12 protein-coding genes are annotated in these 12,777 nt (G+C 38.6%); 11 read left to right on the forward strand and 1 reads right to left on the reverse strand.

Annotated elements, in window-relative coordinates; all coding sequences use genetic code 11:
* Positions 1 to 57 precede the first annotated feature (57 nt).
* Complete coding sequence (locus tag H8S90_RS22335) at positions 58 to 1,761, forward strand: amino acid permease (protein WP_187340001.1); 1,704 nt, start codon at positions 58 to 60, stop codon at positions 1,759 to 1,761.
* A 9-nt stretch (positions 1,762 to 1,770) separates the two neighbouring features.
* On the opposite strand, the gene H8S90_RS22340 is transcribed toward H8S90_RS22335, so the two are convergent.
* Complete coding sequence (locus tag H8S90_RS22340) at positions 1,771 to 3,714, reverse strand: KUP/HAK/KT family potassium transporter (RefSeq protein WP_187340002.1); 1,944 nt, start codon at positions 3,712 to 3,714, stop codon at positions 1,771 to 1,773.
* A gap of 290 nt (positions 3,715 to 4,004) precedes the next feature.
* On the opposite strand from H8S90_RS22340, the gene H8S90_RS22345 reads away from it, so the two are divergent.
* The 10 genes from H8S90_RS22345 to H8S90_RS22390 all read left to right on the forward strand — a co-directional run bounded on the left by H8S90_RS22345 (position 4,005) and on the right by H8S90_RS22390 (position 12,722).
* Complete coding sequence (locus H8S90_RS22345; protein ID WP_187340003.1) at positions 4,005 to 4,526, forward strand: T9SS type A sorting domain-containing protein; 522 nt, start codon at positions 4,005 to 4,007, stop codon at positions 4,524 to 4,526.
* A 306-nt stretch (positions 4,527 to 4,832) separates the two neighbouring features.
* On the forward strand, positions 4,833 to 5,444 hold the full coding sequence (locus H8S90_RS22350; RefSeq protein ID WP_187340004.1) for a fumarylacetoacetate hydrolase family protein: 612 nt from the start codon (positions 4,833 to 4,835) through the stop codon (positions 5,442 to 5,444).
* A gap of 58 nt (positions 5,445 to 5,502) precedes the next feature.
* A complete protein-coding gene (locus H8S90_RS22355; protein ID WP_187340005.1) occupies positions 5,503 to 7,227 on the forward strand; it encodes a M23 family metallopeptidase in 1,725 nt (574 codons plus the stop codon).
* Between the two features lie 114 nt (positions 7,228 to 7,341).
* A complete protein-coding gene (gene bcp, locus H8S90_RS22360) occupies positions 7,342 to 7,803 on the forward strand; it encodes a thioredoxin-dependent thiol peroxidase (RefSeq protein WP_187340006.1) in 462 nt (153 codons plus the stop codon).
* Positions 7,804 to 7,893: 90 nt separating this feature from the next.
* Complete coding sequence (locus H8S90_RS22365; protein ID WP_187340007.1) at positions 7,894 to 8,739, forward strand: transketolase; 846 nt, start codon at positions 7,894 to 7,896, stop codon at positions 8,737 to 8,739.
* Between the two features lie 2 nt (positions 8,740 to 8,741).
* Positions 8,742 to 9,695 carry a transketolase family protein gene (locus H8S90_RS22370; protein WP_187340008.1) on the forward strand — a complete coding sequence of 318 codons (954 nt, stop codon included), beginning with the start codon at positions 8,742 to 8,744 and terminating at the stop codon, positions 9,693 to 9,695.
* 82 nt (positions 9,696 to 9,777) lie between these two features.
* Positions 9,778 to 10,323, forward strand: coding sequence for an RNA polymerase sigma factor (locus H8S90_RS22375; protein WP_187340009.1), 546 nt, complete (start codon positions 9,778 to 9,780; stop codon positions 10,321 to 10,323).
* 44 nt (positions 10,324 to 10,367) lie between these two features.
* Positions 10,368 to 11,036 carry a DUF4179 domain-containing protein gene (locus H8S90_RS22380; protein ID WP_187340010.1) on the forward strand — a complete coding sequence of 223 codons (669 nt, stop codon included), beginning with the start codon at positions 10,368 to 10,370 and terminating at the stop codon, positions 11,034 to 11,036.
* 9 nt (positions 11,037 to 11,045) lie between these two features.
* Positions 11,046 to 11,450 carry a hypothetical protein gene (locus H8S90_RS22385; protein ID WP_187340011.1) on the forward strand — a complete coding sequence of 135 codons (405 nt, stop codon included), beginning with the start codon at positions 11,046 to 11,048 and terminating at the stop codon, positions 11,448 to 11,450.
* Between the two features lie 87 nt (positions 11,451 to 11,537).
* On the forward strand, positions 11,538 to 12,722 hold the full coding sequence (locus tag H8S90_RS22390) for an aspartate aminotransferase family protein (protein ID WP_187340012.1): 1,185 nt from the start codon (positions 11,538 to 11,540) through the stop codon (positions 12,720 to 12,722).
* Positions 12,723 to 12,777 lie beyond the last annotated feature (55 nt).

Raw genomic sequence — 12,777 nt, forward strand, 5'->3', positions numbered from 1 at the left:
TTAGCGATTTTTTTTTATGTTTGGCGCTAGTTTATATAGATATTAACCTAGCACTTTATGGCGAACAAACTTTTCCGCAAAAAAACTGTTGAACAAATTCAGCACGACGCACAACATAGAGGGAGCGGAGGTCTTGCCAAAGTACTAGGAGTAAGAGATTTAGTATCGCTGGGTATTGCTGCCATTGTAGGTGCGGGTATTTTCAGCACCATCGGTTTAGCGAGTTATAACGGAGGCCCCGCTGTTTCATTACTTTTTGTCTTCACAGCAATCGCTTGTGTATTTACAGCACTTTCTTATGCTCAATTTGCCAGTACTGTTCCCGTTTCCGGCAGCGCCTATACCTATGCTTACGTGGCTTTTGGAGAAATTTTCGCATGGATAATTGGCTGGGCACTTATATTAGAATACGCCGTTTCAAATATGGTAGTAGCCATATCCTGGTCTGAGTATTTTGTGAGCATGTTGAAAGGATTTGGCATTTCTTTACCTACCTGGTTAACAACATCTTCAGAGTCAGCATATGAAGCTTTCACTAAACTTCAAGAAGTTGGAGTAGATGCACTAAGTAGCTCTGAAAAAGTAGCGGCGATTGCTTATGAAACGGCACCCCAAATTGGAAATCTAGCGTTTGTATTCAATCTTCCTGCCGGCCTTATCACTGTATTGGTTACTTGGCTCGTTTATATTGGAATTAAAGAATCGAGAACCGCCAGTAATGTGATGGTGATATTAAAAGTGGGCGTTGTACTATTTGTTATCATTGGTGGAGCTTTTTATGTAAAACCAGAAAATTGGACTCCTTTTGCACCAAATGGTATGAAGGGAGTGCTAAGTGGTGTTGCTGCGGTCTTTTTTGCCTTCATAGGTTTTGACTCTATATCAACCACCGCAGAAGAATGTAAGAACCCACAGCGAGACCTGCCAAAAGCTATGATCTATTGCCTGCTGATCTGTACCGTATTGTACGTTTTAATTACACTTGTGCTAACTGGCATGGTAAATTATACAGAATTAAATGTAAACGATCCACTCGCTTTTGTATTCCAATCGACCGGATTAGATTTCATGGCGGGAATTATTTCTATCAGTTCTGTTGTAGCTATAACAAGTGCACTGCTAGTTTTCCAGCTGGGGCAACCACGTATCTGGATGACGATGAGTCGCGACGGTTTACTTTGGAAGAAATTTTCCAGCATACACCCGAGATATAAGACTCCAGGTTTTGCCACTATTATTGCTGGAATTGTGGTAACAGTACCTGCGCTTTTCTTTAAGATGGATTTTTTTGTTGACCTAACAAGTGTTGGCACCTTTTTCGCATTCATATTAGTTTGTGGTGGTGTACTTTACCTTGACCACACCGGAATTTCCAAACAATCAAAGTTCAGGGTTCCTTATATTAATGGGAAATTCATTGTCGGGATAGCACTCCTGATAACCTGTATTGGGCTTTACTTATATGGGCAGGAAGTTATACAAGAATGGAAAGCTTTATCTTTTCAAGCCGTTGTTCAGCACAAGTCACTCACGGTATTTTTCTGGTTGGCCTGGATTACCCTATCCGTGCTGAGCTATATCTACAAGTTTTCAGCTTTGCCCGTCGCCGGTATCTTGGTAAACCTTTACCTGATGACCGAGCTGGGTGCCAGCAACTGGATCATCTTTGCACTTTGGTTAGTAATCGGTTTGGCTATTTATTTCCTCTATGGCTACAAAAAATCCAAGTTAAATAAGAACATAACAATAAATAGCGCATAAATGATCTCGCTATTCCCAATAAACACGTTCAATGTTAATTTCTTTTGTGCCTGAGATAACCAACGGAACTCTCTCTATGGTAACGAAGCTGGAATCCAAACCAAAACCTCTTTCTTCCGAAAGGCTGAAATTCTTCAACAAATTATAAATATCAACAACCAGCCGTTGGGTAAATTTAAGATTATTTGAACGGGATACCACTTTCTCCAACACTACAAATCTAAAGTCTCCCACCATATTATATTTTTGTAAAGTTTTGTAACGACTAGTTATCTCTACCTCATTGTTTTTCACCAACTCCTCCACTACCTTTCTAAACAACAAACTAATTCGTTGTTCGACCCTAAAGCCCAAGCGAAAATCTATTCTGATCAATTTACCTTTGATCAGGTGATCGACTTTATATTCATTGGTATAGGGTTCATCGGTGACGTCTACGTGCACCAACCAATAAACGTCAGCACGTTTGGGTTTCTTTTGCAGAATAGAATAAACGATTTTAGATTCAATTTCTGATCTAAAATTAGCGCTAGTCAAATAAACAAGTTGTGACGCAAAACGTGGAACAGTTTCGTCTTCCGTCAGCTCGCTGAGGATAGGGTAATAACCTTCTATATCCACATAACGCACAAAATTATTTTTAACCTTACGAGCCCACCACCAGCAGAGCATAACGCCAAACAACAAACCGGCTAATAGCAACGTTAACCAGCCTCCATGAGTAATTTTGGCAGCGTTACCAATCAAGAAGGAAAATTCTATGATTAGGTACACCATTAAAAACAAGAAAATCAAATATCTGGGCGTATGCTTTTTCATTAGATATGCCGCCATTAAAATCGTTGTTGCCAAGAATGTCATATTAATAGCTAAACCGTACGCGGCTTCCATATTGCGCGATTCTTTAAATACCAAAATCACCAACATGCAACCTAACCATAACAACAAATTTACTGATGGCACATACAACTGTCCTTTTTGATTACTTGGATAATTTATTTTTACTTTAGGCCATATATTCAACCGTACCCCTTCGGCGACCAAAGTAAAGGATCCTGAAATCATTGCCTGAGAGGCCACCACGGCAGCAATAGTAGCGATAATGATTCCTGGCGTAAGGAACCAATTAGGCATCAAAAGAAAAAATGGATTTTGGTCATTCAAAAATGCACCTTGATGTTGTAACAGCCAAACTCCCTGGCCAAAATAATTTACCAGCAGACAAATTTTCACATAAATCCAACTGATACGTACATTTGCTTTACCACAGTGCCCTAAGTCTGAATATAGCGCTTCTGCTCCTGTCGTACATAAGAATACAGCACCTAGAATCAGCCAAGCATTCGGGTAATTGACCAAAATATGTACTGCATAATAAGGATTTAATGCACGAAGTACTTCCGGGTATTCTATCAGATAAACAAAGCCTAACACCCCCATCATAGAAAACCACACAAACATAATGGGGCCAAAAACTTTTCCAACCACCGAGGTACCGAAACGTTGTATGATAAAAAGCAACGAAATTATACCGATTACGATAGGCACCGTAGGTAAATTTTTATTGTAGATCTTCAGACCTTCTATAGCTGAAGAAACCGTAATAGGAGGTGTGATCATACCGTCCGCCATCAGCGCGGCAGCCCCTATCATCGCTGGAAAAATCAGCCATTTTGCTTTCCTTTTTACCAATGAAAAAAGGGACAAGATCCCCCCCTCCCCTTTATTATCTGCTCGAAGTGTAATCAGCACATACTTTACGGTTGTTTGTAAGGTCAGGGTCCAAAAAATACAGGAAAGACCGCCGTATATAAGATTGGAAGTAATAACACTGGTTCCGATAATCGCTTTAAACACATATAAAGGAGATGTACCGATATCGCCAAATATTACACCTAAACTAATCAGCAGACCAGCTGCACTCAGCTTATGAAAATCTTTCGTTATATCCACTGAATTAAATTAATTATGCGGCAAATGTAGCTATTATCTTTCTTTTAAAAGATCCCTTTAACATAAAGATTGCTTCCCCAAACCTAGTAATTTTTTTGATACAAAACTACGTTTAAACAATAATGAAAGGTACTTTTGGATAAAAAAACCGTATTTTAAAAACCACGAAAAAATAGGTTAACGAAAATAGTTGTTAAAAATTGTTAAAATAACATCTTTTTTTGTCTGATTCTAAAAAATGATCTATTTTTATTATATTTTTGTATACAAGCTAACTAGCATATCAACATATGGCATATAAATACTCTACCTTTCTATATATATCCCTTTTTAGTATAAGCCTATTGCTTGCTTCATCAGTAGAAGCACAAGGCGTACCGGCAAGTACATTTAAAGCGGATTCTACTACTTTACATGCTCAACAAACGCCTACAAAAAAGAGTAGGGTTTCTGATAATAAAGATTATAAAATAGATAATCTACATTTCGGTTTTAAGCCCTTCGCTCCTGTTAGCGGTATGCAAAAACTAACCAATAATGAAAGTGATAAAGTTTTAAGTAATGTAAAGGTCTTTCCTAATCAGATTTCTGACCAGATAAGTCTTTCTTTTAAATTAAATAAGGATAGTAACGTCTCCATAAAAATCATGGATGCACTGGGCAATGAGGTCTCGACCTTATTATCGCAACGGCTTTCATCCGGTGAACAAAACAATTCTTTTAATGTAGGAGGTAAGCTTAATCAGGGTTTTTATTTTATTCGGGTAGTAGCTGGTACAGAAACTATTGTTAAGCGAATAGAGGTGTTATAATATCACCACCCCAAAAGAAACATTGTAATTTTTTCTGATAATCAATCCGCCTCCACCTAGTGAAGGTGGATTTTTTTTATAAGATAGAACTTTTTTGATTGTCGCATATTTTATAGTAGGTTTGAATCTCAAAAAAAATAAGGTAAAGGAATGCCCATATGTACCGAGTATAACGGGTTCGTTGATACCAAACAAACAAATAAAATATCAATAATTTATCCGAATGAAACCCGCATGAGTTACCGCATGTAAAAATTGAAAGCAACTCAGGCGCGCTTCATTGCCATAAAAGTAAAAATTATTTAAATGAAAATCATTGCTATTGGAAGAAACTATGCAGCTCATGCGAAAGAGCTCGAAAATCCAGTTCCCGAAAATCCTGTCATTTTCCTAAAGCCAGACACGGCATTATTAAAAGACAATAGAGACTTCTATATACCTGCTTTCTCTAATGACGTTCATTACGAAATTGAGATAGTTATCCGTATTTGTAAGGAAGGAAAGCATGTTCAGCCAAAATTTGCTTCGACGTATTATGATGCCATAGGTCTTGGCATAGACTTTACTGCCCGTGATATACAAACTCAGCATAAGCAAAAAGGTTTACCTTGGGAGCTTGCTAAAGCCTTTGATCAATCAGCTCCGATCAGCACCTTGTATCCAAAAGAAAAATACGCTGATTTACATGATATAAATTTCAGCCTGTATAAAAATCAGGCCCTTGTGCAAGAAGGCAATACTAAAGACATGTTATTCTCGTTCGAAGCGATCATAACGTTTGTAAGTAAATATATCACGCTCAGGAAAGGCGATCTCATTTACACCGGTACGCCTTCGGGTGTTGGTAGTATAGCGATAGGAGACCATTTGGAAGGCTACATAGCCGATACCAAGTTATTAGATTTTCACATTAAATAATTAATAATTGTTCGGCAGTAACAATAGCAACTTACAAGCATCCCCAATAAGCAGCAATATGGCATATACAAAACACGTTGTTACTATCATAACTTTGCTTTTGATGTTTTCCTATGCATCTTCTCAAGAACCATTAATTCAACGCAAAACTTACCCAAAAGACTATTTCAGGCCTCCCCTCGACCTTTCTCCCCAAGCCTCAGGTTCCTTTGGGGAATTGCGTGCCAATCATTTTCATTCAGGAACAGATTATCGCACCAATCAACGCGAGGGTTACCCGGTTTATGCAGTAGCAGATGGTTATATTTCACGGGTCAGGGTGCAAATAGGCGGCGGAGGTAATGCATTATATATTGACCATCCAAATGGCTACACGAGCGTATATATGCATTTGCAACGCTATAATGAAAAAATAGCCGCTCATGTAAAAAGTAAGCAATATGGAGACGAACGTTTTGATGTAGATTTTCCATTGGAAAGTCATATAGTTCCTGTTAAAAAAGGGGAAGTGATTGCCTATTCAGGAAATACCGGAGGTTCTGCCGGCCCTCATTTACACTTTGAGCTGCGGGACACTCATTCAGAGCACCCCATTAACGCACAGCTTTTCGGTTTGACCATTCCAGATAAAGTTCCCCCTCTAATTACCGGGTTAACGGTTTATAGATTTGGAGACAGTGGGTATGATGAAAATACACCTCGGGAACATCTCCAGATTGTGGGAAGTAATGGAAACTATCGATTGAACACACAACAACCCTTAGACGTCAACGGTGCTACAGGTTTTGGAATAGTTGCTTATGACCGTACATCTGTGTCACCAAATAATAATGGGGTATACGCTATTGAATTGCTATTGGATAATCGACCAATCTATGCTGCGGTATGGGAGAGCTTTTCTTTCGAGAACAGTAGAGCGATCAACAGCCACATCGATTACGCCAGCTATATCTTACATAAGAGAAGAACACAGAAAAGTTTTGTAGAGCCCGGGAATAAGCTAGAGATATATCAAAAACTTGTTGATAACGGTATTATCAATTTAACTGACCAAGCAGTTCATGAAATAACCTACAAAGTAAGGGACGCTTTAGGAAATACGAGCTCTCTTTCTTTTCAAATCAAGAACAACCAACACTATACGGTAAGTAGAAAAAAAACTGCTGAAGCAGCTATATTTCGATATGATAAGGAAAATGAATTTAAAAGTGATGCCGTTCAAATGAACTTACCGGAAGGAGCCTTATATAGTGATTTGTATTTTCAGTACAGTCAAGGAGCACAGTCTAAAGGAGGGTATTCCTTAATACAGAATCTCCATAACCGGATGGTGCCATTACATGCGGGTTACCGCCTGTCAATAAAAGCCAGGGATCTTCCTGCCCATCTGCAGGCAAAAGCGATCATTGTTGAAGCAACGGGTGGTGCAGTAGGTGGCTACTATAAAGACGGATATGTAACGACAACTGCCAGAACATTTGGCAGTTTCTATATTAATGTTGATACTATTGCACCAACTATAAGGTCTCTTAACCTGATATCCGGTAAAAATCTATCGGGTGTTAACCGCATAAACTTTAAAATATCAGATAACCTATCGGGGATACAATCGTTTAATGGTTATATTGATGGGAAATGGGTGCTGATGGAATACGATGCCAAAACGGCTTCATTATGGCATACTTTTGAAAAGGAATTAGCTAAAGGTGAACATCACTTTAAATTGATTGTTAAAGACTGGAAAGACAACGAAAAAACGTTCGAAGCTAACTTTCTTCGATAACTCATAGGTTATCAAAGACTACAAAAATCGGTTATTGTTATCAGTCAATGATATAGGAATATTTTTTTACAGAAACGGCTAACAAGCTGTTTGCTAATATAAAACCAAATAAAAATGGCGGTACTTAAAGAGGGGGATAAAGCCCCGGCGATCAAAGCAAAAAACCAAAATGGTGAAACAGTTGAATTAAAAGATTTTAAAGGCAAAAAGATAATCCTTTACTTCTATCCGAAAGACAATACACCTGGTTGTACGACAGAAGCTTGTAATTTCAGAGACAATTACCAATCGTTATTGGGCGAAGGTTTCGAAATTATCGGTGTAAGTACAGATAGTGAGCAATCGCATCAAAAATTTATCAGCAAATTTGAATTACCTTTCAATCTTTTAGCTGATGAGGATAAAAAAATTGTAAGTGATTACGGTGTATGGGTAGAGAAAAATATGTATGGAAAAAAATATATGGGCACTGCACGCACAACTTTCGTTATCGATGAAGACGGGGTTATCCAACATATTGTGCGAAAGGTTGATAACAAAAATGCGTCACAACAGATCAAAGACCTGTTTAAATAAATGTAAAAAAACGCTTATATAAACAGATCACCTAAATATAGATTCTAATCATTATCTTAGCAACTTCAAACTGAATAACAACAAATTATAATGAGTGCAGATATAGCAAAACTTGAAAGCATTGCAAAACAAGTACGAAGAGACATCGTACGCATGGTACATAGCTGCCAATCGGGTCATCCCGGAGGATCATTGGGCTGTACAGATTTTTTTGTAGCGCTTTATTTTCATCAATTAAGTCGCCGAAAGGAATTTAATTTAGATGGCATCAATGAAGATCTCTTTTTTCTGTCGAACGGTCACATTTCACCGGTGTTCTATAGTACGCTTGCCCGAGCGGGTTATTTTGACATAAGTGAACTAGCGACGTTCCGAAAGATAAATTCCCGCTTACAAGGGCACCCCACCACACATGAACATCTACCGGGCATACGGGTGGCCTCTGGTTCTTTGGGCCAAGGTTTGTCAGTAGCAATAGGTGCTTCGCGGGCTAAGAAGCTGAATCACGACGATAAGCTAGTGTATGTATTAATGGGTGATGGTGAGCTTCAGGAAGGACAAGTTTGGGAGGCGGCCATGTATGCACCTCATAACAAAGTAGATAATTTAATTGCCACAATTGATTTAAATGGCCAACAAATAGACGGCTCTACCGAACAGGTATTATCTCTCGGAAATCTCAAAGCGAAATGGGAAGCTTTCGGTTGGGATGTTCTGGAAACGAATGGCAACGATATGAATCAGCTTTTGGATACCCTTGCTGAAGCCAAAAATCGTACGGGCAAAGGCAAACCCATTATGATATTGATGAAAACGGAGATGGGCAATGGTGTTGACTTTATGATGGGATCGCACAAATGGCATGGGGTGGCTCCAAATGATGAACAGTTAGCAGCCGCGTTAGATCAATTAGAAGAAACTTTAGGTGATTATTAATTATGAAGAAATATACATATACAGAAAAAAAAGATACACGTTCTGGCTTTGGTGCTGGCTTACATGAGATAGGTAAAAAAAATGACAAGGTAGTTGCGCTGTGTGCAGATTTAATTGGGTCCTTAAAAATGGATGCCTTTAAAAAAGATTTCCCTGAGCGTTTCTTTCAAGTTGGTATTGCAGAAGCAAATATGATGGGCATAGCTGCGGGACTTACCATAGGCGGCAAAATCCCGTATACCGGAACATTCGCGAATTTTTCAACAGGAAGAGTATATGATCAAATCCGTCAGTCTATAGCTTATTCTGGGAAAAATGTTAAAATTTGTGCTTCACATGCTGGTTTAACCTTAGGAGAAGACGGTGCTACCCACCAGATATTAGAAGATATCGGTCTGATGAAGATGCTTCCGGGAATGACAGTAATTAATCCATGTGACTATAACCAGACAAAAGCGGCCACCATTGCTATAGCAAATCACGACGGGCCGGTATATTTACGTTTTGGGCGTCCATCTGTACCTATATTTACGGATCCTGATCAAAAGTTTGAAATTGGCAAGGCCTGGATGGTAAACGAGGGTACCGACGTTACGATAGTGGCTACTGGCCATCTCGTATGGGAAGCTATACAAGCTGGGGAAAAACTTGCCGAAGTAGGTATTGACGCAGAAATAATTAATATACATACCATCAAACCTATTGATGAGGAAGCTATTTTAAGATCAGTTTCAAAAACAGGTTGTGTGGTAACGGCAGAAGAACACAACCGTTTAGGCGGACTAGGCGATAGTGTAGCACAGGTTTTAGTAAAAAACAACCCTGTCCCACAGGAATATGTGGCCGTGAACGATAGCTTCGGAGAAAGTGGTACACCGGCCCAATTAATGGCTAAATATGGCTTAAATGCCGATAACATCGTAAGCGCTGTTCAAAAAGTAATCAAGCGCAAATAAGGGTTTAACAGAAAAACGGTTGCTGATGCTCCTAACAGGTCATCAACCTCCGTTTTTGTTTGCTAACAGTATACCCTATATAATGGAAGATTCAATTATAATTGAAAAATTTTCGGTAGAGAAAACGCGTAATGAAGCCTTCAATCTTTTGTTGAATAAGTATCAGCAAAGAATTTATTGGCATGTGAGAAGGTTGGTGGTAGATCATGACGATGCCGACGACTTGGTACAGGACATTTTCGTTAAGGTTTGGAAAAATTTGGCTAATTTCAGAGCAGATGCACAGCTATATACCTGGTTGTACCGCATTGCTACCAATGAATGTATTACCTTTCTGAATAAGAAAAAACAATATCAAAATATCTCATTAGATGATGACTCATCTTCGTACTTAGCAGAAACTTTAACAAGCTCTTCTTACTTTAATGGTAACCAAGCTCAGTTAAAGTTACAACAAGCATTATTGACATTACCAGAGAAGCAACGACTGGTGTTCAACATGAAATACTTTGATGATTTGAAATATGATGAAATTTCAGAAGTTTTAGGCACTAGCGTTGGCGCTTTGAAAGCTTCCTATCACTTAGCTGTTAAAAAAATTGAGCATTTTTTTAATGAAAGCGATTAAACCTTTTGTAAATAGGACTATCTAACGATTTTACTATGAACGCTATGGACAATAAAAACAATCGACACCAAGACTGGGAAAACAAGCAAATTACCGGTATCTTGAACAGTAATCCATTTATTGTTCCCGAAAATTATTTTAATTCGTTGGAAATTAAAATAAAACAGCGGATCAAAGTAGTAAATGAAACCAAAGATTTTCTAAAGGTACCGGAGGGATATTTTGATACATTACAACAAAGAATCCATAACAGAATCAATCAGACTGAGCTTGGAAAAGCGGATGACCCATCTTTTGTTTCCGAATTAAAAAACAAAGCTCCCACAGCTGGATACACACTTCCTGTTGATTATTTTGAAGGGCTTACGAATAAAATCAACCGTGCTGTCGATAGTCAAACAAGCAAAACTGTTGAGCAAAAAGCATCTAAGGGGATAAAAAGGATGTGGAGCACTTGGATCGGTTATGCCGCAGCCGCCTGTCTTGCTATTACCGTGGGTGTTTATACTTTTTCGCCAACGAATACACCCAACAGTCTGCAACAAAGATTCCATAATATCCCGGAAAATGAAATTATCAGCTATCTAGAGTACTATACGGAACCTGCTGATTTGTCGGTTATAGATGATATGCAGCTGGAAGAGTCTTTTCAAGCAACTGAACGCTACTTTACGGAAGAAGATATAGAAGCTTATTTAGATTATAACATCTAATTAAATAAAATGAAGAAGTTATTATTTACCTGTTTTCTTTTTTTTGCTTTCCTGTTGTGTATAAATGCGCAGGATAATCAACGTGAAAATCGCTTTAAACAAATTGAAGCAGCAAAAATAGCGTACATTACGAAAGAACTTGCCCTAAGTCCAGGCGATGCAGAGCGTTTTTTTCCGCTTTACAACCAATACCAAAAAGAACTAAGGGCATTGATACATCAAAAAAAGAGTGATGATGGGCACAAAAAGGAAGAATTGGCATTCGATTCAGAAGTTCTTTCGCTCAAATTGAAATATAGAGATGCCTTTATTCCTATCATAAATGCTGAACGGACGGCTAGATTTTTTGAAGCGGAACGAGAGTTTCGCGAACGACTTTTAAAAGAATTACGCGATAGGAGAAACAATCATTAATTAACGTATTGTATTTTCCCAATATATGTTGAGGTACCTATGTTGTTTTCATAGGTACTTTGTTTTTTCAATGACGTCAATTAAATTATGTTAAATAACCGTCAACTTTTCTTGTTAAATACAGCTCAAACGTCTACTTCACCGCGTTTAATAGAAATAGAAAAAGCTGAGGGTCTTTATCTATACGGCCCGAATGGCGAAAAATATATGGACCTGGTATCTGGTTTTGCCGTTAGCAATATCGGCCACCGCCATCCCAGTGTATTGCGGGCAATAAAAGATCAGTTAGATAAGTACCTACATGTAACCGTTTACGGTGAATTTGTACAGGAGCCACAGATTAACCTAGCCACTAAGTTAGTCTCGTTGCTTCCCCAAGAGTTAAACAATGTGTATTTTGTAAATTCTGGCACGGAAGCTACTGAGGGAGCAATGAAAATTGCAAAAAAGTACACCGGCAGAAGCGAGTTTATTGCTGCAAAAAAAGCTTATCATGGAAGCACACAAGGAGCATTAAGTCTAATGGGGGACGACAAGTATAAAACACCTTACGGTCCGCTCCTACCCAATATCCAATATATTACGTATAACAGCATTGCAGACCTTTCAAAGATAACAAGTAACACGGCAGCTGTCGTACTTGAAGCTGTACAGGGAGAAGCCGGTGTCCGAATTCCAAATGTTCATTATATCCAAAAGCTCCGCAGTATCTGTAATGAGACGGGAACTTTACTTATTTTTGATGAAATTCAAACAGGGTTTGGGCGCACAGGTAAGTTATTTGCTTTTGAACATTATAAAATCGTTCCCGATATATTATTAACTGCTAAGGGCCTGGGAGGAGGCATGCCTCTCGGGGCCTTTATTACCAGGCATGAAATAATGGATGTAATCAAAGACAATCCAATACTGGGCCATATTACAACCTTTGGAGGACATCCAGTGAGCTGTGCTGCCGCACTTGCATCTTTAAATGTTATCTTAGATGAAAACTTAATGGCCGGAGTGGATAAAAAACATCAAATCTTTAAACAACAGTTAAAGCATCCGCTAATACGGGAAGTAAGAGGTTTGGGGCTCATGATGTGCATCCAATTAGACACCTTTGAACAGGTAGAAAAGGTCAGTAAATATTGTGCGAATAACGGTGTATTGGTCGACTGGTTCTTACATCACGAAACCGCTTTACGTATTTCACCTCCGCTCATAATTACAGAAGAAGAGATTATCAACGCATGTACGGTAATTAAAGAAGGCCTAGATAACTTATAAATAAGTACGGGTTATTATAATGGCGAGTTTCAGAAAAAGTCTGGAACCCGCCATT

It is taken from the genome of Olivibacter sp. SDN3, from assembly GCF_014334135.1.
Taxonomy (GTDB): domain Bacteria; phylum Bacteroidota; class Bacteroidia; order Sphingobacteriales; family Sphingobacteriaceae; genus Olivibacter.